This window comes from Nocardia sp. NPDC004711, assembly GCF_053601595.1.
Window position 1 is genome coordinate 25,312 of sequence record NZ_JBSGCB010000026.1, and the last position, 22,567, is coordinate 47,878.

A 22,567-nucleotide genomic window follows, 5' to 3' on the forward strand; every position below is an offset into this window, starting at 1 on the left:
TGGTTGTTATGGGTCTGTGTAATCAGGACGTTGTCCGGGTCGCCGCCGGTCCGGCGGGCGTCAACGTGACTATGTCGGCGGCACAGGCGACACCGGAGGCCATTGAATATTCCGAGATTCTGGAGGCCGAGGACCGGCCGTGGGTGACCGTCGTATGGGACGATCCGGTCAACCTCATGCACTACGTGACCTACATCTTCCAGAAGCTCTTCGGCTACAGCAAAGGCAAGGCAACCGAGCTGATGTTGAAGGTCCACAACGATGGCAAGGCCGTGGTGTCCGCCGGCTCGCGCGACAAGATGGAGCACGACGTCCAGCGGCTGCACGCGGCCGGGCTGTGGGCCACCATGCAACGTGACGAGTGAACAGGACGACTACGGTAACCCCGTGCGGAAGTGGAGCAGAAAGACCTCCCTGGGCGGGCCGAAACTGCGTTCGGAAATGGACGCCCACGAGGCGGAGGTATTGCGTTCGCTGGTCGGGGCCGTCACCGGACTGCTCACCGATCGGGCCCGTTCGGCGCCCGAGGACGACCTCGCGGAGCTGACCGGGCTACAGACGGGCAACACCGAGCCGCCCGATGATCCGCGGCTGGCCCGGCTGCTGCCGGACTTCCATCGCCCCGAACCGGGTTCCCCCGACGCCGAGCGCGCCGGCCTCAACAGCGCCCTGCGCAGCCTGCACGAGCCGGAGATCATCGAGTCCAAGGTGGCCGCCGGGCTGGTCATCCTGGAAACGCTGCCGCCGCAGGGCGGCAAGATCATCATCAGCCAGGAACAGGCGCACGCCTGGCTCACCGCGCTCAACGACGTGCGGCTGGCCCTCGGCACGGCTCTGGACATCACCACCGACACGCCCGACCATTTCCCGGACGACGATCCGCGCGGGCCGAGCCTCGAGGTCTACCACTGGCTCACCTGGATGCAGGACTCACTGATCCAGGCGCTCGCGCCCTAGGGCAGCGGACGTGGCCACCGAGGAGGAACTGCCGTGAACAGTGGTGCGGGACCACGTAATTCGATCACCGACGTCGACGGCGTCCTGGTCGGTCAGCACCACGTGCTGGATGCGAACGCCACCCTCGGGTCGGGCGCGGCCACCGGCTGCACGGTGGTGCGGGTGCCGGACGGGGCCGTGGCCGCGGTGGACGTGCGGGGCGGCGGTCCGGGCACCCGCGAGACCGACCTGCTGGACCCGGGAAACACTGTGCGGCAGGTGAATGCGATCCTGCTCACCGGCGGCAGCGCCTACGGGCTGGCCGCGGCCGACGGCGTCATGCGCTGGCTGGAGGAGCACCGGGAGGGCATCCCGATGGATCCGGCCGACCCGTCCCGCGTGGTGCCGATCGTGCCCGCGGCGGTCATCTTCGATCTTCCGGTGGGGGCGTGGAACATTCGGCCCGACGCCGATTTCGGTTTCCTGGCGGCGGAGGCCGCGGACCCGGCGTTCGAGCGCGGGTCGGTCGGTGCGGGCGTGGGCGCGCGGGCGGGGTCGATCAAGGGCGGGATCGGCACGGCCAGTGTGCGTTTCACCGACGGCCCGGCGGCGGGCATCACCGTCGGCGCGGTGATCGTGGCCAATCCGGTCGGCTCGGTCTTCGACCCGCGCACCGGATTGCCGTGGGGCGCGGGCACCGACGGCCCGGAGCATTTCGGATTGCGCCCGGCCACCGCCGAACAGCTGGCGGCCGCGAATGCCCTCGCGGTGAAGGGAACCGTGCTCAACACCACCATCGGCGTGGTCGCGACCGACGCGGCGCTGGATCCCGCGGCCTGCAAGCGGCTGGCCGCGACCGCGCACGACGGACTGGCCCGGGCCATCCGGCCGGCGCATTCGCCGCTGGACGGCGACACCCTGTTCGCGCTGTCCACCGGCACCGCCGCGCAGCCGCCGGCGCTTCCGATGCCTCCGGCCTTCCCCGCTGATCTGCTGATCCTGGACCAGCTGTGCACGGCGGCGGCGGTCTGCGTGGAGCGCGCGATCGTGGACGCGATCCTGTCGGCGACCTCGGTGGCGGGCATCCCCGCCTACCGTGACCTGTTCGGGTCGCCGCCGTGACGGGTGCGGGGCGCCGGGGTGTGACCGGGTTCATCGGGAATAGCCGCCTAGTCTCACCTGTTGACGACAGCGTTTCGGCCGTTCGGCCGCGGGCGTCGAGCGGAAGGATGCGACTGTGCTGGTGATCAGGGCCGACCTCGTGGAGGCGATGGTCGCGCACGCGCGCGCCGACCACCCCGACGAGGCGTGCGGTGTCATCGCCGGTCCAGAGGGCTCCGATCGGCCCGAGCGGTTCATCCCCATGATCAATGCCGCGCGCTCGCCCACCTTCTACGAGTTCGACTCGGGTGAGCAGCTGCGGCTGTGGCGGGAGATGGATGCCGCCGACGAGGAGCCGGTGGTCATCTACCACTCGCACACCGCCACCGAGGCGTACCCGAGCCGCACCGACATCGCCTTCGCGTCCGAGCCCAATGCCCACTACGTGCTGATCTCCACCCGCGATCCGGAGCGGCACGACCTGCGCAGCTATCGGATCCTCGAGGGCGAGGTCACCGAGGAGCCCGTCGAAATCGTCGCCGCCTATAGCGAATCCGCCGACGCCTGAACGACTTTCATCGCATCCCGCCCGCCGGAACAACACAAGGAGTCCCCCTCATGCCGGTCACCGTGTCCATCCCGACCATCATGCGCCCGATCACCAAGGGCGAGAAGCGGGTTCAGGCCCAGGGCGCGACCCTGGCCGCCCTCATCGCCGACCTGGAGGCCAACTACCCGGGCCTGGAGGCGAAGCTGCTCAAGGACGGCAAGCTCAACCGCTACGTCAACATCTATGTCGACGACGAGGATGTCCGCTTCAGCGGCGGGCTCGAGGCCGAGGTGCCCGAGCACGGCACCGTCACCATCCTCCCGGCGGTCGCCGGCGGCGCGCGCTAATCGTGGCGCGCTACGAGTCGCTGATCGCGACACTGGGCAACACCCCGCTGGTGGGGTTGAAGAACCTGTCCCCGCAGTGGGATGGTGACGAGCACGTGCGGCTGTGGGCCAAGCTCGAGGACCGCAATCCGACCGGATCCATCAAGGACCGCCCGGCGCTGCGCATGATCGAGCAGGCCGAGGCCGACGGGCGGCTCACGCCCGGCTGCACGATTCTCGAACCCACCAGCGGCAATACCGGTATCTCGCTGGCCATGGCGGCCAAGCTCAAGGGCTATCGCCTGGTGTGCGTGATGCCGGAGAACACCTCGGTGGAGCGGCGGCAGCTGCTCACCATGTTCGGCGCCGAGATCATCGACTCCCCGGCCGAGGGCGGCTCCAATCAGGCTGTGGCGCTGGCCAAGCAGATCGCCGCGGAGAATCCGGACTGGGTGATGCTCTACCAGTACGGCAATCCGGCCAACTCGCTGGCGCACTACGAGACCACCGGCCCCGAGATCCTCGCCGACCTGCCCGAGATCACGCACTTCGTGGCGGGTCTGGGCACCACCGGCACGCTCATGGGCACCGGCCGCTTCCTGCGTGAAAAGGTCCCCGGCATCGACATCGTCGCCGCCGAGCCGCGCTACGGCGAACTGGTCTACGGCCTGCGCAATCTCGAGGAGGGCTTCGTCCCCGAGCTCTACGACGAGTCCGTCCTGACCTCCCGCTTCTCGGTCGGCCCCTACGACGCCGTCCGCCGCACCCGCGAATTGATCCTCGAAGAGGGCATTTTCGCGGGCATCTCCACCGGCGCCATCCTGCACGCCGCCCTCGGCGTCGCCAAGAAGGCCCAGCAGGCCGGCAAGCGCGCCGACATCGCCTTCATCGTCGCCGACGGCGGCTGGAAATATCTCTCCACCGGCGCCTACGACGGCACCCTCGAAGAGGCCGAGGAGAAGCTCGACGGCCAGCTCTGGGCCTGACTCGGCCCCGGCGCCTCGGGGATTTCCCCGAGGCGGTCCGACTCGGTACGGCGGTAGGCTCGGGGCAGGGCGGCTAGGAGGTCTTGCTATGAGCGGCGGGAGCGGGATGGGCGCGTCGTTCGATCCGGATCGGATCGCGCGGTTGCGGGGGCAGCTGGCGAAGCCGGCGGGCGGGTCGGACGGGAATGGTGCTCTGAAGTTGCTGTGGCAGCGCGCCATTGCGCTGACCCTGGGATTCACAGCGTTGCTGTATCTCGTGGAGGGGGTCAACAGCCTCACGAACAACGAGCTGGATCAGGCGGGGGTGAAGCCGCGCAGCGAGGACGGGCTGGCCGGCATTCTGTTCGCGCCTGTGCTGCATGCCAATTGGGGGCATCTGTTCGGGAACACGCTGCCGGTGATCGTGCTCGGGCTGCTCACCCTGCTGACCGGGATCGGGCGGGGGCTGACGGCGACGGCCATCATCTGGGTGATCGCCGGGGTGGGCCAGTGGTTCACGGCGCCGCCGCACAGTGTGTCGGTCGGCGCCTCGGTGCTGGTGTTCGGCTGGCTCACATATCTGATCTGCTGGGGCTGGTTCGCGCGAAATGTGTTGCAGATCGCGGTCGGAGTCGCGGTGGCGGTGCTCTACGGTTCGATCCTGTGGGGCGTTCTGCCCGGCAACCCGGAAATCTCTTGGCAAGGACATCTTTTCGGGGCGATAGGTGGAGTGGTTGCCGGATGGGTACTCTCTGGGAATGAACGTCGTCATCGTCGTGGGGCTGACGCCGGCCGTCTCGCGTCGCAGGGGTGACGCTGGACGCGGTCGGCGATTTGGGGGATCCCTCCTTGAGTGAGAATGCAGCGTGGCAGCATGGGGGAATGCGCCTCACCGTCCTCGGGTGCTCGGGCAGCGTGTCCGGCCCGGATTCCCCGGCGTCGGGTTACCTGCTGACCGGCCCGGATATGACACCGACCGTCATCGATTTCGGCCCCGGGGTACTCGGCGCGCTGCAGCGCCACCTGGATCCGGGTGAGGTCGACATCTTCCTGACCCACCTGCACGCCGACCACTGCCTGGATTTGCCGGGCCTGCTGGTGTGGCGCCGTTACCACCCCAATCCGCCCACGGGTAAGGCCGTCGTCTACGGCCCCACCGACAGCGCGCTGCGAATCGGCAACGCCTCGGCGGAGATCGGCGGCGAGACCGACGACTGGTCCGACGTGATCGACATGCGGGTCTGGCAGGCGGACGTTCCGTCGCCCTTCGGCCCCGGCCACACCGTCGAGGCCCGCCGCATGTACCACCCGCCGGAGTCCTACGGCCTGCGCATCTCCACCGCCGCCGGCCGCACCCTCGTCTACACCGGCGACACCGCCCTGTGCGACGAGGTCTTCGAGTTGGCCAGCGGCGCAGACGTTCTGCTCTCCGAGGCCTCCTGGACCCACGACCCGGCCAACCGCCCGCCGGGCATCCACCTCTCCGGCCACGAGGCGGGCCTGATCGCCGCCCAGGCCGGCGTCGGCGAACTTCTCCTCACCCACATTCCCCCGTGGACCTCCCGCGAGGACGTCATCGCCGAAGCCAAGGCGGTTTTCAGCGGTCCCGTGCACGCGGTCTCCCCGGGCGAGGTCTTCGACATCTGATCTTCGCCACGCGCCGACGCTATTCAGCGGGGCGCGGGCGACAGCGGATCATCGGCCACTACGCTGAGGGCCGTGTCGAAACGAGCCGATGGCAGGGCGGATGACGAACTCCGCGACGTACGGATCACCCGCGGTTTCACCACGCACCCGGCGGGGTCCGTGCTGGTGGAGTTCGGGCAGACGCGGGTGATGTGCACCGCGAGCGTCACCGACGGGGTGCCGCCGTGGCGGCGCGAGTCCGGATTGGGCTGGCTGACGGCCGAATACGCCATGCTGCCCGCCGCGACGCACACCCGCTCGGGACGAGAGTCGGTGAAGGGCAAGGTCGGTGGCCGCACCCAGGAGATCTCGCGACTGATCGGCCGTTCGCTGCGCGCCTGCATCGACCTGTCGGCCATCGGCGAGAACACCATCGCGGTGGACTGTGATGTGCTGCAGGCCGACGGCGGCACCCGCACCGCCGCCATCACCGGCGCGTACGTCGCGCTCTCGGACGCCATCACCTACCTGGGGGCGGCCGGGAAACTGGCCGACCCGCAACCGATCTCCTGCGCCATCGCCGCGGTGAGCGTCGGCGTGGTCGACGGCCGGGTGCGGCTCGACCTGCCGTACGAGGAGGATTCGCGCGCCGAGGTCGACATGAACGTGGTCGCCACCGACACCGGCACCCTGGTGGAGATCCAGGGCACCGGCGAGGGCGCCACCTTCCCGCGCTCCACCCTGGACAAGCTGCTCGACTCCGCGCTGGCGGGCTGTGAGCAGCTGTTCGTGGTGCAGAAGGCCGCCCTCGCGCTGCCCTACCCGGGCGTACTGCCGGAGCCCGGAGAGTCCAAGAAGCGATGACCCGCCGCCTCCTGGTCGCCAGCCGCAATGCCAAGAAGCTGAACGAGCTGCGCCGCATCCTGGATGAGGCCGGTATCGCGGGCATCGAGATCGTCGGGCTGAACGACGTGCCGCCCTACGACGAGGCCCCCGAGACCGCCGCCACCTTCGAGGGCAATGCCGTCGCCAAGGCCCGTGACGGTTTCGCAGCCACCGGATTGCCTTGCGTCGCAGATGATTCCGGTCTCGAGGTGGATGCGCTCAATGGCATGCCCGGCGTGCTGTCGGCGCGCTGGTCCGGTACCCACGGCAATGACGGGGCCAACAACACACTGCTGCTGGCCCAGCTCGGCGACGTCCCCGACGAGCGCCGCGGCGCCCGCTTCGTCTCCGCCTGCGCCCTGGTCGCCGAGGGCGTCGAGGAGGTCGTGCGCGGCGAATGGCCGGGTGTGATCGGCCGGAAGCCGGTGGGCGACGGCGGTTTCGGCTACGACCCGCTGTTCTTCCCGGACGGCGGCGACGTCTCCTCCGCCCAGCTCACCCCGGCCGAGAAGGATACCGCCTCGCACCGCGGCCGCGCCCTGCGTCAGCTCCTCCCGGCGCTGGCTGCCCTCGCCGGCAACTGAATTCCCGTGGACGCGAACAGGGTTCGGGACCTGGTCCCGAACCCCGTTCGGACATTCGCGGGTAGCTCGATCGAGAGGTCGGCAAGTGATCTCGTGCCGTTCGGGGTAACTCCCCGGGTACGTCCGAGATGGTTTCGGCACCCGACCGCCGGCACGGGTGCGCGACAGTCAACGCCTCCCGAGCCCCCCGCTAGAGTCCCGGAGAGGCGGTGAGAGCTCTGACCTCGCGGGTGCGGTAGTGCTCGAAGACGAAGGACAGGAACGGAATCGTGCCCGCGATGCAGGTCAGGGCCGTGGTGGCGGGCTTCCAGCGGGCCTTGATGCCGAGGTCGATGGTGAAGACCAGGTAGATCATGTAGAAGATGCCGTGCACCTGGCCGATGTAGAACAGCCAGTGCGGGGCGGTGCTGCTGTCGTCGAGGATGAGGTACTTGTAGACCATCTCACCGCACAGCACCAGCAGCCAGACACCGGTGATGTAGGCCAGGGCGCGGTAGCGGGTCAGCGCGCCGCGGATCTTCGCGGGCGCGGCGGCGCCGAGTGGGCGGGGTGCCAGCGTGGTGTCACCGGCGACGGGGGATGGTGCGGAGTTGTCGCGGGTGCTCAACCGGCGCTCCTCTCGGTGTGGTGCAGACCGGCGTCACGAACCCTGTCGTCCATGTCGCGGGCGTGCAGATCGGCCAGGTACCTGTTGTATTCGGCGAGCTCGGGATCCTCGTCCCGGGCGGCTTTCGGGCGCTCCGGCAGCAGGCCCGCCGGGATTTCGCGCGGCGCCGTGGGTTTCGGCCGGCGCGGCCGGTCGGCGGGGGCGCCGGCCGGCGTGGAGGCGGCATCCGGTTCGGACACCGGAGCGTCGTCCTGCTCGGCTTCCTGCTCCAGGCGCACGAATCGGACATAGGCCCACACCACGAATCCGGCGAACAACGGCCATTGCAGCGCGTAGCCGAGATTCTGATAGGTGCCGCCGCCGGACTCGAAACGGGTCCACTGCCAGTAGCCCAGCCCCAGGCATGCCGCGAACGCCACGACCACGAACACGATCAGAGCCGGGCGGCGATGGGGAGCGGACACGCACTCCACGGTACCTGGGGACTACGCACTGCGTAGTAGGAGGTGGGTAACAGCAGGGCCCGCCGCACCGGATCATGCGACGGGCCCCGGGCACGAGGCTCAGAACTTGTAGGTGACCCCGGTCAGACGTTCGGACTCGGTCCAGAGCCGGCGCAGCAGTTCCGGATCCTGCGAGATCTTGCTGGACGGCGAGGGCTCGACCGGGCCCTGGCTGCCGAACCAGCGGGTGGGACCCCAGTAGACGGTCGGGTCGGCGTCGGTCTTGGTCGCGGCGAACAGCGAGGAGTAGGCCGCGTGGTACGGGGACTGGCCCACGATCCGGATGAACGGCTTCGAGATCTTGTCGAGGACGGTTTCGGTGTGGGCGAACAGGTCGGTCGCCGAGACGCCCGGGTGCACCGCGTAGGAGCGCTTGGCCGAACCGGCCTCGGTCAGCCGCCGCTGCAGTTCGCGGGCGAACATCAGGTTCGACAGCTTGGCCTGCGCGTAGGCGAGATTGCGCTGGTAGCGGCGGTGCTCGTAGTTGAGGTCGTCGATCCACAGCTTGGGCGTCTGCTTGTGGGCGATGGAGGCCAGGGTGACCACCCGGTCGCCGATCCGGTCCAGCAGCAGCCCGGTCAGCGCGAAGTGGCCGAGATGGTTGACGCCCCACTGGGTTTCGAAGCCGTCCCTGGTGCGGGAGAACGGGATGTTCATCAGGCCCGCGTTATTGATGAGCACGTCGAATTCGCCTGTGCCCTCGGCGAACTGGCGCACCGAGTCGAGGCTGGCCAGGTCCAGGCTCGCCACCCGCACGTCACCCTCGATGCGGTCGGCCACCTCCTGGGCCTTGGCGGCATTGCGGCAGGCCATGATGACGGTGGCGCCCTTGCCCGCGAGCACCTTGGTGGTCTGCTCGCCGAGCCCGCCGTTGGCGCCGGTGATCACGAAGGTGCGTCCGGTCTGGTCCGGGATTTCGCTGGGCTTCCATGCCATGGCTGCTGACCTCACAATTCGAGTCGTTTGTTCGACCTTACTTCAGAGTAAGTTCCGGCGGTAGCCCTCGCGGGCCGGGGCAAACTTGTGACAGTCATAAAATGGTGATGATAATGGTTTCATGGCATCTCCGCCCACCGCCGCGCCGCTGGGCCTGCGCGAGCGCAAGAAGCTGCAGACCAGACAGAACATCTCGAACACCGCCACCCGGCTGTTCCTGGACCGCGGCTACGACAATGTCACCATCGCCGAGATCGCCGAGGCGGCCGAGGTGGCCAAGATGACCGTGACCAATTACTTCCCGCGCAAGGAAGACCTGGTGCTGGATATTCACGACGCCTTCGTCGCGGGTCCGGCGGTCACGGTGCGCGAGCGGCGGGCCGGTGAGTCGGCGCTGGCCGCGCTGCGGCGGGTGTATCTGGCCGCGGTCGCGGACAAGGATGCCGTGCTCGCCGGCTTCTCCGGGCCGGACTTCGCCGCCCTGATCACCGGCAGCCCCGCGCTGGTGGCGCGGCTGCGGGAGTTCCACGAGGACCGGGAGCGGCGGCTGGCCGAGGTGCTGGCGCTGGAAACCGGTTGCGCCGCAGATGATTTCACCGCCCGGCTCGCGGCCGCACTGCTGGGCGGCGTGCATCGCACCCTGTTCGAGGAGGTGCTGCGGCGCACGGTCGCGGGGGAGTCGAACGACGCCATCGCCGCTGTGCTGGGCGAGCAGGTGGCCGCGGCCTTCGACACCCTCGGGCCCGCGCTCGGCGGGTACGCGGTGCGGACGAACTGACCGGTGCCGCATACGAACTGATCGGTCGCTCTGCTGGAATGGCCGAGGCGCCGTGTCGTTGCCGCAGAGTGGCTGGTGAGCGGCACATACTGGGCCGATGACCGGTGCCAGCGCCACCGCAGAGAAGCCTGCCCTGCCTCGTCCGCTGAGCCGGGCCCGCAGAAATGTCATCTTCGGAACCGTCGCGCTCGGCATGCTCATGGCCGCGCTGGATTCCACCATCGTCTCCACGGCGCTGCCGACCATCGTGGCGGATCTGGGCGGGGCCGGGCACATGGCCTGGGTGGTCACCGCCTACCTGGTGGCCGAGGCCATCGCGACCGCCCTGTCCGGCAAGTTCGGCGACCTGTTCGGCCGCAAGCTGGTGTTCCAGATCAGCGGCGCCGTCTTCATCGTCGGCTCGATGGTCGCCGGGCTCGCGAACGGCATGACGCTGCTCATCGTGGCGCGCGCGGTGCAGGGGCTGGGCGCGGGCGGGCTCATGGTCACCTCGATGGCCCTCATCGCCGATGTCATCCCGCTGCGCGAACGCGGCAAGTACCAGGGCGCGCTGGGCGCGGTCTTCGGCATCACCACCGTCATCGGGCCGACACTGGGCGGGCTGTTCACCGACCACCTGAGCTGGCGCTGGTGTTTCTACGTGAATGTCCCCCTGGCCATCGTCATGATCGCGCTGGCGGCCCGCACCATCCCGATGACCAGGGCGGTCGTCAAACCGATCGTGGACTACCTCGGCATCGCGCTGATCGCGGTCGGCGTCGCCTGCCTGATCCTCGGATTGGAGTGGGGCGGGCAGGAATACGCGTGGGGCTCGCCCACCATCATCGGCCTGTTCGCGGCCGCGGTGGTGCTCATGGCGACCTTCGTGGCCGCGGAGTTCCGGGCCCCCGAACCCATGCTGCCCATGCACCTGTTCCGCAGCAACGTGTTCACGGTGTGCTCGATCCTGAGCTTCATCGTCGGTTTCGCGCTGCTGGGCGCCATGACCTACCTGCCCGCGTATCTGCAATACGTGCAGGGTGTTTCGGCGACCGCGTCCGGAGTACGCACGCTGCCGCTGGTGGTCGGGTTGTTCTTCACGTCGATCCTGTCCGGCAATATCGTCGGAAAGACCGGGCACTACAAGGCTTTCCCGATCATCGGCTGCGCGGTGATGGCGCTGGGGCTCTACCTGATGTCGACGATGGGGGCGAACACCAGCTTCTGGGTCATGTCGGTGTACATGCTGATCCTCGGTCTGGGTGTCGGTCTGGCCATGCAGGTGCTGACCATCGCCGTGCAGAACAGCGTCCCGTACTCGGATCTGGGGACCGCCACCTCCGGCGTCACCTTCTTCCGCACCATCGGCAGCGCGTTCGGCACCACCGTGTTCGGCACCCTGTACACGAACAAGCTGCGCCCGAATCTGGAGGCGGCGCTGATCGAGGCGCGGGTCCCGCCGCAGGCGGCGCAGAATCCGGCGGTGCTGCGGGATCTGCCGAAACAGCAGTCCGCACCCATCATTCACGCTTACGCGGACTCCATCGACTTCGTCTTCCGCTGGGTGGTGCCGGTGGCGCTGCTCGGTGTCGTGGTGGCGTTCTTCCTGAAGCAGGTGACACTCCGCGACAGCGCGCGTGCCGAGGCCACCGATGTGGGGGAGCAGTTCTCCGTGCCGGACTCCGCCGATCGATTGGTGCAACTCGAGCGTTGCGTCGCGCGGGTGCTGAGCAAGCAGCGCGACAATGGCGTGCCGGATCCGGGAATCCTGGCGGCGGCGGGCAGTTCGCTGGGCCGCGACGAGGCGTGGGCGCTGGGTCAGGTGCGCATGTACAACCGCCTGCGGGGGACGGCGACCATCGACGACATCGCCCGAACCCATTGGATCCCGGTGGAATTGATCGGCCCGGTATACGACAAGGCCGAACGCGAGGGTCTGCTGCGCCGTGACGGTGACCAGCTCGCACTCACCGACAAGGGCGTGCAGGAGGTGGACCGGGTGCGCGGCGCGTGGAAGCGCTGGCTCGAAACCGAGCTCACCGATTGGGATTCCACCGATGCCGCCGATCGGGTCCTGCTGGATCAGGCCATCGACAATATCGCCACCAAGCTGCTCGACGAGGCCGACCGCCCGGACGTCCTGCCGGTGCGCTGACCGTGGCGTCCGCTGCCCCGCCGCGGAATCCACAGCGGGGCATCGGTTTTCGATGGCCGGGCCGCTCGACGATCAGACCGGCACGGTGGCGGGCCGCACGGTGGCGTCCCAGTCGATCCGGAAGCGCTGCTCACCGCCCAGCAGCTTCTCCGGATCCATCCGCTTGAACAGCAGCGGCATCATCAGCTGCATGGCCTTGCGGGCGACGGGCCCGGCGGCCTTGGTCTGGTTCATCCGGGCGACGCGGGCCGCGACCCCCTCCACCCGCGGCCGCCGCAGCGCCTCGTAGGTGGCGAAAGCCCGCGCCGGATCGTCGATATCGCGCAGGCACCGGGCCAGCTCGATCCCGCTCTCGATGGCCAGCGAGGCCCCCTGCCCGGAGGTGTTGCTGGGCGCGTGGATGGCGTCGCCGGTGAGTACCAGCCGGCCCCGGTGCCAGTGCGGCACCGGCGGCATGATGTGCAGCGCGCCGATCACGGCCAGCTGCGCCGGGGTGGTGCTGCGGGCCAGCTGCTCGCCCGGATCCTCCCCGGCGTAGGTTTCGCGCAGCGTGCGCAGCCACCGCTCGGCGGGGACGGCCCGGGCCTCGGTCAGCGAGTAGTACTGCTCGCTGGGCAGATTCGCGCCCCACGAGACCCGCCCGTCGGGCATGGCCCAGTACAGGTAATAGGCGCGCCGGCCGAAGGCGAAGGTCATCATGCCCGGTTCCAGCTCGATCGGGCAGTCGGTGTACGCGCCGAAGCTGAGCATGCGCAGGTACGTCGGCCCGGGGGCCTTCGGATCGACCAGGGTGCGCACGGTGGAGCGGATTCCGTCCGCGCCGATGAGGACATCCGCGGTCGCGCTGCTGCCGTCGGCGAAGATGGCGGTCACCCCGCCCGCGTGCTCCTCCACCTCGATGAGCCGCTTGTCGTACTCGAAGCGCACCCCGGCGGCGACGGCACTGTCGTGCAGTACCCGGTGCAGGTCGGCGCGGTCGATCACCCGCAGCGGCTCGATATCGGTCATGCCGGGCAGCTCGAATCGCTTGCCGTTGACCGACATCGAGGATCCGCTGATCGGCACCGCGTGGGCGCGCACCGCGTCGCCGGCTCCGACGATGTCGAGCGCGGCCACGCCGTTGGGCGCGAGCGCCAGGTTGGAGCCGATGCCGTAGGCGGGACCCGGATAGGCCTCGTAGACGGTGACGTCGATACCGGACTTGTGCAGCGCGGTGGCGGTGACGGGGCCGGAGATGCCGCCGCCGATGACGAGTGCGGAACGAATGGACATGGTTCTCTCCCGAGAAGTGTTCGCAGGGTGTCGAAAACCCCGAACCGTCCCGCGCGTGGAGAACCCAGTTATCCTGTAGTTGCCAAACTCGGTGCCGGGTTCGCCTGCACGGACGCGGTTCGAGACGGTGTGTTCCCGGGCTTCGGCGGCGGTGTTGCAGCACCCTCGCCGGGGCCCGGTCCATGTGGATCAGTCGTGCTGGGACTGCGGTGTGTCGGCTCCCCCTTCCGCCAGCTCTGCGATGTCTGTGGGCATGACGCCGTCGCGATGCCAGGCCCGCCAGCCCTCCACGTCCGGGAAGCTGCCGTCGGCGAGTGAATCGCGCAGTGCGCGTGCCCATTCGGACTCCGCCGCCAGCATGGCCAGCTCGTAGTCCTCTTCGATCAGGAACAGCCGCGGCACCGTGCCGTCCAGGGCGGCCAATTGGGAGCGGTTCTCGGCAATGGTCCTATCCAGCTTGGTGATTCGCTGGGTGAGCAGGTCGACGACCTCGTCGGGCGGCAGCACCGAGGCGACCGACAGCCCGGCCATGAAGCGGCGCTTCTCGGGCTCGGGGTCGGCGATGAGTTCCCTGGTCCAGTCGGTGAGTTCGGCGCGCCCGGCGTCGGTGATCCGGTAGATGGTCCGTTCCGGCCGGGCGCCGTCGCGTTCGCTGCCCGCGATCTCGAGGAAGCCGTGCTTGGCGAGGTTGTCCACGACCGTGTAGAGCGAGCCCCACTTGACGCTCATGTCGTTGTCCTTGCCCCATGCCCGCAACTGCGCGGCGATCTCGTAGCGATGCATGGGTTTGACGACGACGGCGGACAGCACCGCCAGCCCCATCAGATTCGCGACCTTGCGCTTGCGGGCCATCCGGCACCCCCTTACTCGTCTACGAATATACGTCTACGAGTATTCGGCGGCAAGCAGTCGGCCGGAACCGAGCTCCGATCGGCGTCTACGCGTGGGCGAAGCGGGCGCGCAGGTGGTCGGAGGTGGCCTGGTCGGCGGGCAGGAACGCCTCGAGGTGCAGCTCGGACAGGGTGATGTCGGTGGCTGTCGCGAACGAGGTGACCGTCGTGATGAGCCGCAGCTCGCCCGCCTCGGACCGCAGCCGCAGCGGTACCGCGAAACCCAGATGCCCCGGGCCCGGCTCCACCGGCGGCAGATAGCCGTCGAGTTCGGCGATGAGCGCGTCCAGCGCGGGATCGGGGCTGCGGCCCGCGCGATTGCGGAGGCTGTCGGTGACGTGCCGCCCCCACTCCGGCAGGTTCTCCACCCGCCGGCCCAGCCCGTCCGGGTGCAGGGCCAGCCGCAGCACATTGATCGGCGGCTCCAGCAGTTCCGGCGCACAGCCCTCGGTCAGCAGCTCGAATCCGGGATTGGCCGCCACCAGCACGCCGAACGGCCGGGTCACCACGGCCGGATACGGTAGATGCCCCTGCAGGATGGTGTCGAGCGCATGGCGGACCGCGTCGAGTTCCGGTGCGTCCAGCGAGGATTCGGGAAAGATCGGCGCATAGCCCGCCGCCAGCAGCATTGCGTTGCGCTCCCGCAGGGACAGTCCCAGCACCTCGGCCAGGCGGACCACCATGATCCGTCCCGGCTGCGAGCGCCCCTGCTCCAGGAAGCTCAGATACCGCTGGCTGGTCTCGGCGGCGATGGCCAGATCGAGCTGACTCAACCGCCGCCGTGTCCGCCAGCCGCGGAGCTGCTGGGCGAACGGTGTGGTCGTGGCCGGGGCCATGGTCGTCATACCTCCACTGTGTTCGAGGCGGTGTCGCGTCGCGATTCCCTCCAGGGAATCGTCACACGGCAGGGAAGCCGCGCCTTGATCATTCCCTGCAGGGAATCGCGGTGGCTGCCGGCGCGGCACAGACTCGGAGCCATGAGCGATGGACATGATCAGAACCCGAATGGTGTTGCCTACCACCTGGATCCGCTGCGCGGCCTGGCCGGATTGAGCACGGCGGTGCAGGTGGCGCCGATCCCCGGACCGCACCAGGTGCTGGTGCGGGTGCGCGCCGCCGCCCTGAACCGGCGCGACATCATGCTGATGGAGGGCACCTACCCGGTGCCGGCCCGGCCGGGCGTGGTGCCGCTGGTGGACGGCGTCGGTGAGGTGATCGGCCTGGGTGCGGGCGTGACGCGTGCGGCGCTGGGCGACCGGGTGATGGGCACCTACTTCGTCGGCTGGAACGACGGCCCGCAGACCCAGGCGCTGAGCGGTGAGCAGTACGGCGCGACCCACGACGGCTGGCTCGCGACCTACGTACTGCTGGAAGAGGACTCGGTGGTGCAGGTGCCGTCGTATCTCACCGACGCGGAAGCCGCCGCCCTCACCTGCGCGGGTCTGGTGGCCTGGGCCGCGGTGACCAAGCCGGTGCCGGTCGGCCCGGGCGACACCGTGCTCACGGTCGGCTCGGGTCCGGTCGGCCTCTTCGCGGTGCAGCACGCGAAAATGCTGGGCGCGCAGGTCATCTCCCTCACCTCGTCGCCGGAGAAGGGTGAGCGCCTGCGCAAGCTGGGCGCGGACGAGGTGGTGGACCGGACCGCGACCCCGGACTGGGAGCGGGTGGTGCTGGAGCTCACCGACGGCCTGGGCGTAGAGCGCGTGGTGGAGGCGGTGGGCAAGCGGACGCTGGCGAAATCCCTTGCGGCCACGGCCTACAACGGCGAGGTCGTGCTGATCGGGGCCTTCCCGGCCGAGCCGGGGCAGCAGCCCGCCGATCCACTGGGCGGCAAGTACGCCGGCCTGCGCCGCATCGCGGTGGGCAGCCGGGCGGATCTGGAGTTCATGAACCGCACGATGGCCGAGCACGGGATGCGGCCGGTGATCGATCGGGTGTATCCGTTCGAGCGGGCGGTCGAGGCGTTCGAATACTTCGAGACCGGTGACCTGTTCGGCAAGGTGGTGCTCACCCTGGATTGAGTGCAACTTACCGGCAATCGGTTCGGATAGATATCTACCTGGGACTATTTCCTTACCTTGTAGCCGGTTCAGATAGTCAGCAAATATGTGTACCGTGCCTTGAAGGAGAAGCATTTCGGATCTACGAGCGTGTGCTTCGAGCCGAAGGAGTTCCCCGATGGCGGTGGGCGCGGTACGCGAGAGACCCGGTGCGGCGGGGGAGGAACCCGCCGCCGCAGCGAATGACGGGACCCCCGGTCTGACCGCGGTGGGGACGATGCCCGCCAAGGTGCTCGGCGGCCTCCTGGTCCTCTCGTTCAGCGTGATCGTCGCCCTCATCGGCGGCACCATGTGGGCCGCGCTCGACAGACCCGGCGGCGCCGAAACACCGGACACCCCACCGGCTTCCACGTCCACCGCCCCGGTGTCGGTCAAGGCGCAGCCCCAGGCGCCCCCGTCCGCCACCTCCGCCGCTCCGTCACCACCACCGCTCGCCCCGGCCGCAGCGCAGAATCCCACGCCCGCCCCGGCGCCCGCGCCTGCCCCCGCTCCCGCTCCCGCTCCCGCTCCGCAAACCGAGCAATACGTCCCTCCGCCCGCGCCCGTCCAGGTGGCTCCCGAGCCGCCCGCACCCGCTCCGGTGGCGCCGCCTCCACCACCGGCTCCCGCACTGCCGGACATTCTGGCCCCGATCCTCCCGTTCCTGGTGCCACCCCCGCCCCCGCCCGCTCCCTAGCCGGCGCGGCCCGGAATCCGAAGGAGGACAGCCATGCTGGGCACGGCAGACGAGATCCGGCGCGACCAAGGCGATATCGACCCCCGGCGGCTGGTCCGCGTGGTCCTGGCCGCCGTCCTGATGGCGATGGCCGTCGGGGCGGGCATCTGGTTCACCTCGTCCGGTGATCGCCCGATCGCCGATACCTCGATCGTGAATGTCCCCCGACCGCGTCACGACCATTTCGCGCCCGCTCCGCATCCGCCCAAAGTCGCGCCCGCCCCGCGCCCGCCCAATGCCCCTCCCGCCGAACAGGTTCCGTCCGCTCCGAAACCGGCCCCGGATCCGGCTCCGCCAGTGGTGATTCCAGCGCCGGTCGCACCGCATCCGGTGAATATCCCGGCGCCGGTGGGCCCGGGCGGCGGGCCGGCGAATCCGCTCGCGCCGCCGGAGGATTCGGGCCGGCCCTCCGGCTAGAGTCCGGAAATCCCTGCCAGCTGACCGATTCCGTAGGTGACGGCCATGGCCAGCGCACCGCCGATGACCACCCGGAGCACGGCGCGGCGTGGATTGCTGCCACCGAGCCGGGCGCTCACCGACCCGGTCAGGGCCAGCGCCACCAGCACGGCGGCGAAACAGACGGGGATGCGCCATGGGGTCGGGGGCAGCAGGATGGCCAGGATCGGCAGGATGGCGCCGATGGTGAAGGAGACGGCCGACGACAGCGCGGCCTGCCACGGATTGGTGAGTTCGTGTGGGTCCAAACCCAATTCGGCCTCGGCGTGGGCGGCGAAGGCGTCGTGTGCGGTGAGTTCCTGGGCCACCCGGCGGGCGGTCTCGGCGGACAGGCCCTTGGCCCGGTAGATCTGGGTCAGCTCGGCCAGTTCGTATTCCGGCTCCTCGGCCAGCTCCCGTTTCTCCTTGGACAGCAGGGCGCGCTCGGAGTCGCGCTGGGTGCTGACCGAGACGTATTCGCCGACCGCCATGGAGATGGCGCCGGCGGCCAGACCCGCGACGCCCGCGGTGAGGATGGCGCTGGAGTCGGTGGACGCGGCGGCGACACCGACCACCAGGCCGGCGGTGGAGACGATGCCGTCATTGGCGCCCAGCACGCCGGCCCGCAACCAGTTGAGGCGGGCGGCGAGGCCCTCGTCGTGCGGCTCGTGCGGGTGCGGTAGTGCTGCGTCGGCGGCTCCGGTGTCGTCCACGTGGGCAGCCTAATTCACCGGGACGTACTCATGCGGTAAGGCGTTCGGGGGAGGCATGGCTCCCATTTCCGGGGTGTGCGGACGGTTTGCTGCAACGATGGGGTCATGGTGGGTTTCTGCAGGCGGTACTGGTCGGCCATCCTCCCGGTGCTGGGCGCCGCGGTGCTGGTGGTGGCCTGGGGCCGGCAGTTGGGCCCGGTCCCGGCGGTACTGGTGGGAGCCGTGCTGATCGGCGCGGTGCTGGCCGCGGTGCACCACGCGGAGACGGTCGCGCACCGGGTGGGCGAGCCGTTCGGATCGCTGATCCTGGCGGTTGCGGTGACCATCATCGAGGTCGGGCTGATCGTCACGCTCATGGTGTCCAGCCCGGAGAAGTCCGCCTCGCTGGCCCGCGACACCGTCTTCGCCGCCGTAATGATCACGTGCAATGGCATTTTCGGCCTTTCGCTGCTGGTGGGCGCGCTGCGGCGGCGGGTGGCGGTGTTCAATGCCGAGGGCACCGGCGCGGCGCTGGCCACGGTCGCGACACTCGCAACGCTGAGCCTCGTGCTGCCGACCTTCACCACCAGCGAACCCGGCCCGGTGTTCTCGACCTCGCAGCTGGCCTTCGCCGCCGTGGCGTCGCTGGTTCTCTACGGCGTCTTCGTCATGGTGCAGACGGTCCGGCATCCGGACGACTTCCTGCCCGTCGAGGGGATCGCGGAGGTCGACGATGAGCACGAGGAGCCGCCCACCCGCGGGCAGGCGTTGCTGAGTCTGGGTTTGCTGCTGATTGCCCTGATCGGCGTGGTCGGGCTGGCGAAGGTGGACACACCGAATATCGAATCCGGTATCGCCGCGGCCGGGCTGCCGCAGTCCGCGGTCGGTGTGGTGATCGCGATGCTGGTGCTGCTGCCCGAAACCATTGCGGCCGTACGTACTGCGCGCCGCGACCGGGTGCAGATCTCGCTGAATCTGGCGCTGGGTTCGGCCATGGCCAGTATCGGCCTGACCATTCCGGCCATTGCGCTCGCCTCGGTCTGGATCGCGGGCCCGCTCATGCTCGGCCTGGGCGCGACCCAGATGGTGCTACTGGCATTGACCGTGGTGGTCGGCGCGCTCACCGTGGTGCCCGGACGCGCGACCCTGCTCCAGGGCTGTGTGCACCTGGTGTTGTTCTCGGCCTTCGTTTTTCTGGCGGTCAGTCCGTAATCAGGAGTTCCAGCGATAGATCTGGCCGTCGCGCAGTTCGTAGGACGTCGCGGGATTGGTGGCATCGTGCCGGGACAGCAGCGCCATGACGCGGGTTCGTCCGCGGGTGGTGACGCCGTCCTCGGTCCAATGCACATAGGGGTGCACCAGCTTCGCGAATTCCGCCCAGTCGCCGGCTTCGATCGTGTGCAGGACCGCCGACACCGTGTTGTCCACAGCGACAGTGAACACGCACTGTCGGGGTTACGCGTGCGTTCGATGTGAAATCGGAGGTTGCTGCGAGATCACTCGATTCGGCTTCAGGTATGGCAGAGGGCCGCGAAACCGCCTCGCCGGGGGTTCGCTCGGGGTGTGCTCGGCGTCATAGTTATAGCCGATCTGCTCTGATAACACGTTCTAGAACTGCAGGTCACATGGCCATTCGTCCCGCTGGCCGGGACCGACTCCGGGCGTACCGGTAGGTAACTTAGAGGTTCCGATCACATCTTGGGCCGATTTGTTGTAACTCCGGGTAACCATTAGCTTTGATGGCAGGCAGTGTTGCCGATCACGGAGAAGAAATTTGAAGCTCGCCACCACACGTCGGTTCCGGCGTCTCGAAGAAGCAGTCCTGCGATGACCCGGGCCGTCCATGATCGGTCCGCCGTGCGCATCGTGCGTGACAACTTCTCCAGCACCTCGGTGGCGTCGCTGCGCACCTTCGGTCGCGCGGTCGGAATTGCCGAGGAAGCGGTGGTCGGCACCGTCACCGATATCGCGCGCCGCCAATTCCAATGGAAAGAAGCCATTCTCCAGGCCTGGCGGCTCATTACCGTGACCGCGATTCCGGCCGTGCTCATCGCGATTCCGTTCGGCGTCATCGTTTCGGTCCAGGTGGGCAATCTGATTCACACCCTGGGCGCGGATTCACTGCTGGGCGCGACCGGCGGCCTGGGCGTCATCAAACAGGGCGCGCCTTTGGCCACCGGCTTCCTGCTGGGCGGCGCGGGCGCCGCGGCACTGGCGGCGGATCTGGGCGCGCGCACCATTCGCGAGGAGATCGACGCGCTGAACACCATGGGCATCAGCCCGATTCACCGGCTGGTGATCCCGCGCCTGGTGGCCATGGTCTTCGTCGCGCCGCTGCTGAACGTGCTCATCATCTTCGTGGGCGTGCTGGCCGGCTACGGCGTCGCCATCGGCGGGCAGGGCGTGACACCGGGCTCGTACTGGTCCACCTTCGGAGCCTTCACCAGCACCGCCGATGTATGGGTGTCGCTGTTGAAGGCCGTGATCTTCGGCTTCCTCGTGGTGATCATCGCCTGCCAGCGCGGGCTCGAGGCGAAGGGCGGCCCGCGGGGTGTCGCCGACGCCGTGAACGCCGCGGTGGTGCTGTCGGTGGTGTCGATCGTGACCGTCAATCTGGTCGCCACCCAGATCACCGATCTCTTCCTGCCCACGAGGCTGGCCTGATGTCGGCAACCTATGTGCCCAAGGGGCTGGGCTGGGCCGCGCGCGCCTATCGCCGCCGTGGCCTGATCCTGCGCCGGGTGGAGAACCTGGGCTTCACGCTGGCCTTCGTCTGGCAGGTACTGTCGTCGATTCCGTTGACGCTGAAGCGGTATCGCAGCGAGACCATGCGGGCAATCTCGGATATGACCTGGGGCCGCGGCTCGGTCATCGTGGGCGGCGGGACCGTGCCGATGATGATCGTGCTCGGCCTGGTCATGGGCGCGTCGGTGGCGGTGGAGTCGTTCACCACGCTGGACATGCTGGGCATGGGCCCGGTGTCCGGCCTGGTGTCGGCCTACGCCACCACCCGGGAGCTGGCGCCGATCGTGGCGGCCATCGGGTTCGCCGCGCAGGCGGGCTGCCGCATGACCGCCGAGATCGGGTCGATGCGTATCTCCGAGGAGATCGACGCCATCGAATCCCTCGGTCTGCGTTCGGTTCCCTTCGTGGTGACCACCCGCGTGCTCGCGGGCGCGGTCGCCATCGTGCCGACCTTCCTGATCGCGCTGATCCTGTCCTACGCGGCCTGCCGCGGGCTGATCACGCTGGTGCACGGGGCGTCTGCCGGTGTGTACGACCATTACTTCTTCCAGTTCGTGTCCGGGTTCGACGTGATCGCCGCGGTGGTCAAGGTGGCCGTGTTCGCGGTGGTGGTCATCCTGATCCACTGCTACTTCGGCTTTTTCGCGACCGGCGGGCCGGAGGGTGTGGGTATCGCCTCGGGTAAGGCGGTGCGCGCGAGTTCGGTGGCCATCGTGGCCATGGACATGGTGCTGTCGCTGTCCCTGTGGGGCTTCAACTCGGCGATTACGTTCACGGGGTAGGGGATGCCGAATTACGGAATGCCGGGTGTGGCCGTCGATCGCAAGCGGGCGATGACGGTCGGCACCGTCGCGCTGGCGCTGGTGGTGGCCGTGGTGGCGGGCTGGGCGCTGTACCGGTCACAGAAAACCGAGGCCGGACTGCCGATTTCACTGCGCACCGAGCAGATCGGTGACGGCGTGCTGGTCGGCACCGACGTGCGGGCCAATGGCGTGGTGATCGGCAAGGTCACCGAGATCGCGCCGGATCAGCACGGGACACAGCAGATTTCGCTGCGGCTCGACGATGCCGAGCTGTTCGGGCTGGACGACAGCCTGCAGGTGGATTACGCCCCGGCCAACCTCTTCGGCATCAGCGAGATCGAATTGCGCAGGGGCGCGGGCGGTTCCCCGCTGCGCTCGGGCACGGTGCTGGACTTCACCGGCAGCCGCGCCGCCGCGGTCTACGACGCCACCATGGGCTCGCTGCTGCGCAGCGCCTCGCAGGTGGGCGGTTCGGTGCTGACCCCGCAGATGGCGTCGGTGATCGCACAGGCCGCGGCCGATACCCAGGCGCTCATGCCGCTGGCCCAGGCGCTCATCACCGCGCAGCGCACCGTTACCGACAACCAGAAGATGCCGATGTCGGAGCTGGTCGGCGACCTCGGCCCGGCCTTCGACGGCGGCGGACGGTTCGCGGGCGCGACCGTGCAGGTGGTGGATCTGATCCGCAGTATGCAGCGGCTGCAGACCGACCGCGCCGCCTATGACAAGGACGTCGCGACGGTCACCGGTCAGCTGCTGCCGGCGCTGGCGACGACCTTCACCCAGGCCGGGAATCAGCTTTCCGGCACCACCGACATGCTGGTCCCGGTGCTGACCGCACTCGCGCAGATGGTGCCGCAGCCGCAGCAGTCCGCGGCCGAATTGCGTCTGCTGCTGGAGCTTTTGCGCGCGGCCATGCCGGACACCGGGCAGGGGCCGGTGCTGAATGTGGAGGTCGACCTGAAGGGTGTGCCGGCCATCGCGGTGCCGCTGTTGGGAGGGGCCAAATGAGGCGTGCATCGCG

The 22,567-nt window shown here is 68.9% G+C and carries 27 protein-coding genes; 19 read left to right on the forward strand and 8 right to left on the reverse strand.

The annotated features are described in order from the left end of the window. Nucleotides 1–8 precede the first annotated feature (8 nt). The 10 genes from clpS to ACWEKS_RS25955 all read left to right on the forward strand — a co-directional run bounded on the left by clpS (nt 9) and on the right by ACWEKS_RS25955 (nt 6,973). Nucleotides 9–365 (forward strand): ATP-dependent Clp protease adapter ClpS, encoded by a 357-nt coding sequence (gene clpS / locus ACWEKS_RS25910; RefSeq protein ID WP_379387882.1) that lies wholly within the window; start codon nt 9–11, stop codon nt 363–365. A gap of 22 nt (nt 366–387) precedes the next feature. Then, nucleotides 388–957, forward strand: a complete 570-nt coding sequence (gene aosR, locus ACWEKS_RS25915) for an oxidative stress transcriptional regulator AosR (protein ID WP_364621944.1) — start codon at nt 388–390, stop codon at nt 955–957. Nucleotides 958–990: 33 nt separating this feature from the next. Continuing rightward, on the forward strand, nt 991–2,058 hold the full coding sequence (locus ACWEKS_RS25920; protein WP_452342469.1) for a P1 family peptidase: 1,068 nt from the start codon (nt 991–993) through the stop codon (nt 2,056–2,058). 115 nt (nt 2,059–2,173) lie between these two features. Continuing rightward, the gene (locus tag ACWEKS_RS25925) at nt 2,174–2,605 is read left to right on the forward strand and encodes a M67 family metallopeptidase (protein WP_354850204.1); all 432 of its coding nucleotides are present in this window, start codon (nt 2,174–2,176) and stop codon (nt 2,603–2,605) included. A gap of 50 nt (nt 2,606–2,655) precedes the next feature. Further along, nucleotides 2,656–2,934, forward strand: coding sequence for a MoaD/ThiS family protein (locus ACWEKS_RS25930; RefSeq protein WP_452342470.1), 279 nt, complete (start codon nt 2,656–2,658; stop codon nt 2,932–2,934). Nucleotides 2,935–2,936: 2 nt separating this feature from the next. Continuing rightward, on the forward strand, nt 2,937–3,899 hold the full coding sequence (locus ACWEKS_RS25935) for a cysteine synthase (protein ID WP_433564876.1): 963 nt from the start codon (nt 2,937–2,939) through the stop codon (nt 3,897–3,899). An 88-nt stretch (nt 3,900–3,987) separates the two neighbouring features. After that, nucleotides 3,988–4,692 carry a rhomboid family intramembrane serine protease gene (locus tag ACWEKS_RS25940; protein WP_452342471.1) on the forward strand — a complete coding sequence of 235 codons (705 nt, stop codon included), beginning with the start codon at nt 3,988–3,990 and terminating at the stop codon, nt 4,690–4,692. 68 nt (nt 4,693–4,760) lie between these two features. Then, nucleotides 4,761–5,525 carry a cyclic nucleotide-degrading phosphodiesterase gene (locus tag ACWEKS_RS25945; protein ID WP_452342555.1) on the forward strand — a complete coding sequence of 255 codons (765 nt, stop codon included), beginning with the start codon at nt 4,761–4,763 and terminating at the stop codon, nt 5,523–5,525. Between the two features lie 72 nt (nt 5,526–5,597). Further along, nucleotides 5,598–6,368 (forward strand): ribonuclease PH, encoded by a 771-nt coding sequence (gene rph / locus ACWEKS_RS25950; protein WP_452342472.1) that lies wholly within the window; start codon nt 5,598–5,600, stop codon nt 6,366–6,368. Next, nucleotides 6,365–6,973, forward strand: a complete 609-nt coding sequence (locus ACWEKS_RS25955) for a non-canonical purine NTP pyrophosphatase (RefSeq protein WP_452342473.1) — start codon at nt 6,365–6,367, stop codon at nt 6,971–6,973. The genes rph and ACWEKS_RS25955 overlap by 4 nt, the downstream gene beginning before the upstream one ends. A 190-nt stretch (nt 6,974–7,163) precedes the next feature. Here ACWEKS_RS25955 and ACWEKS_RS25960 read toward each other — a convergent pair whose 3' ends face one another. From ACWEKS_RS25960 to ACWEKS_RS25970, 3 genes are all read right to left on the reverse strand, one after another. Next, nucleotides 7,164–7,529 carry a DUF3817 domain-containing protein gene (locus ACWEKS_RS25960; protein ID WP_452342556.1) on the reverse strand — a complete coding sequence of 122 codons (366 nt, stop codon included), beginning with the start codon at nt 7,527–7,529 and terminating at the stop codon, nt 7,164–7,166. A 47-nt stretch (nt 7,530–7,576) separates the two neighbouring features. Beyond that, nucleotides 7,577–8,053, reverse strand: coding sequence for a transcriptional regulator (locus tag ACWEKS_RS25965; protein WP_452342474.1), 477 nt, complete (start codon nt 8,051–8,053; stop codon nt 7,577–7,579). A gap of 90 nt (nt 8,054–8,143) precedes the next feature. Beyond that, nucleotides 8,144–9,019: an oxidoreductase gene (locus tag ACWEKS_RS25970; RefSeq protein ID WP_452342475.1), complete on the reverse strand. Its 876-nt coding sequence runs from the start codon at nt 9,017–9,019 to the stop codon at nt 8,144–8,146. Nucleotides 9,020–9,140: 121 nt separating this feature from the next. On the opposite strand from ACWEKS_RS25970, the gene ACWEKS_RS25975 reads away from it, so the two are divergent. Then, a complete protein-coding gene (locus tag ACWEKS_RS25975) occupies nt 9,141–9,797 on the forward strand; it encodes a TetR/AcrR family transcriptional regulator (protein WP_452342476.1) in 657 nt (218 codons plus the stop codon). A gap of 97 nt (nt 9,798–9,894) precedes the next feature. Further along, a complete protein-coding gene (locus ACWEKS_RS25980) occupies nt 9,895–11,931 on the forward strand; it encodes an MDR family MFS transporter (RefSeq protein WP_452342477.1) in 2,037 nt (678 codons plus the stop codon). Nucleotides 11,932–12,003: 72 nt separating this feature from the next. On the opposite strand, the gene ACWEKS_RS25985 is transcribed toward ACWEKS_RS25980, so the two are convergent. From ACWEKS_RS25985 to ACWEKS_RS25995, 3 genes are all read right to left on the reverse strand, one after another. Further along, complete coding sequence (locus tag ACWEKS_RS25985) at nt 12,004–13,203, reverse strand: FAD-dependent oxidoreductase (RefSeq protein ID WP_452342478.1); 1,200 nt, start codon at nt 13,201–13,203, stop codon at nt 12,004–12,006. Nucleotides 13,204–13,392: 189 nt separating this feature from the next. Further along, a complete protein-coding gene (locus ACWEKS_RS25990) occupies nt 13,393–14,055 on the reverse strand; it encodes a PadR family transcriptional regulator (RefSeq protein WP_452342479.1) in 663 nt (220 codons plus the stop codon). An 85-nt stretch (nt 14,056–14,140) separates the two neighbouring features. Continuing rightward, entirely contained in the window at nt 14,141–14,938 is a 798-nt protein-coding gene (locus ACWEKS_RS25995; RefSeq protein WP_379400634.1) for a helix-turn-helix domain-containing protein, read from the reverse strand. 132 nt (nt 14,939–15,070) lie between these two features. Between ACWEKS_RS25995 and ACWEKS_RS26000 the strand changes: the two genes are divergently transcribed. The 3 genes from ACWEKS_RS26000 to ACWEKS_RS26010 all read left to right on the forward strand — a co-directional run bounded on the left by ACWEKS_RS26000 (nt 15,071) and on the right by ACWEKS_RS26010 (nt 17,285). Continuing rightward, entirely contained in the window at nt 15,071–16,114 is a 1,044-nt protein-coding gene (locus tag ACWEKS_RS26000) for a zinc-dependent alcohol dehydrogenase family protein (RefSeq protein WP_452342480.1), read from the forward strand. Nucleotides 16,115–16,271: 157 nt separating this feature from the next. Continuing rightward, nucleotides 16,272–16,829, forward strand: coding sequence for a hypothetical protein (locus ACWEKS_RS26005; RefSeq protein WP_452342481.1), 558 nt, complete (start codon nt 16,272–16,274; stop codon nt 16,827–16,829). 33 nt (nt 16,830–16,862) lie between these two features. Beyond that, nucleotides 16,863–17,285, forward strand: a complete 423-nt coding sequence (locus tag ACWEKS_RS26010; RefSeq protein ID WP_452342482.1) for a hypothetical protein — start codon at nt 16,863–16,865, stop codon at nt 17,283–17,285. Here ACWEKS_RS26010 and ACWEKS_RS26015 read toward each other — a convergent pair. Further along, nucleotides 17,282–18,016 carry a VIT1/CCC1 transporter family protein gene (locus tag ACWEKS_RS26015; protein WP_452342483.1) on the reverse strand — a complete coding sequence of 245 codons (735 nt, stop codon included), beginning with the start codon at nt 18,014–18,016 and terminating at the stop codon, nt 17,282–17,284. The genes ACWEKS_RS26010 and ACWEKS_RS26015 overlap by 4 nt on opposite strands. Nucleotides 18,017–18,121: 105 nt before the next feature. On the opposite strand from ACWEKS_RS26015, the gene ACWEKS_RS26020 reads away from it, so the two are divergent. Next, nucleotides 18,122–19,207, forward strand: a complete 1,086-nt coding sequence (locus tag ACWEKS_RS26020; RefSeq protein ID WP_452342484.1) for a calcium:proton antiporter — start codon at nt 18,122–18,124, stop codon at nt 19,205–19,207. Here ACWEKS_RS26020 and ACWEKS_RS26025 read toward each other — a convergent pair whose 3' ends face one another. Then, nucleotides 19,208–19,423, reverse strand: coding sequence for a nuclear transport factor 2 family protein (locus ACWEKS_RS26025; RefSeq protein WP_452342485.1), 216 nt, complete (start codon nt 19,421–19,423; stop codon nt 19,208–19,210). 399 nt (nt 19,424–19,822) lie between these two features. On the opposite strand from ACWEKS_RS26025, the gene ACWEKS_RS26030 reads away from it, so the two are divergent. The 3 genes from ACWEKS_RS26030 to ACWEKS_RS26040 are packed head-to-tail and all read left to right on the forward strand — an operon-like array spanning nt 19,823 to nt 22,554. Then, complete coding sequence (locus tag ACWEKS_RS26030) at nt 19,823–20,659, forward strand: ABC transporter permease (RefSeq protein WP_452342486.1); 837 nt, start codon at nt 19,823–19,825, stop codon at nt 20,657–20,659. Beyond that, entirely contained in the window at nt 20,659–21,522 is an 864-nt protein-coding gene (locus tag ACWEKS_RS26035; RefSeq protein WP_379387864.1) for an ABC transporter permease, read from the forward strand. The genes ACWEKS_RS26030 and ACWEKS_RS26035 overlap by 1 nt, the downstream gene beginning before the upstream one ends. A gap of 3 nt (nt 21,523–21,525) precedes the next feature. After that, nucleotides 21,526–22,554 carry an MlaD family protein gene (locus tag ACWEKS_RS26040; RefSeq protein WP_452342487.1) on the forward strand — a complete coding sequence of 343 codons (1,029 nt, stop codon included), beginning with the start codon at nt 21,526–21,528 and terminating at the stop codon, nt 22,552–22,554. Nucleotides 22,555–22,567: the final 13 nt, after the last annotated feature.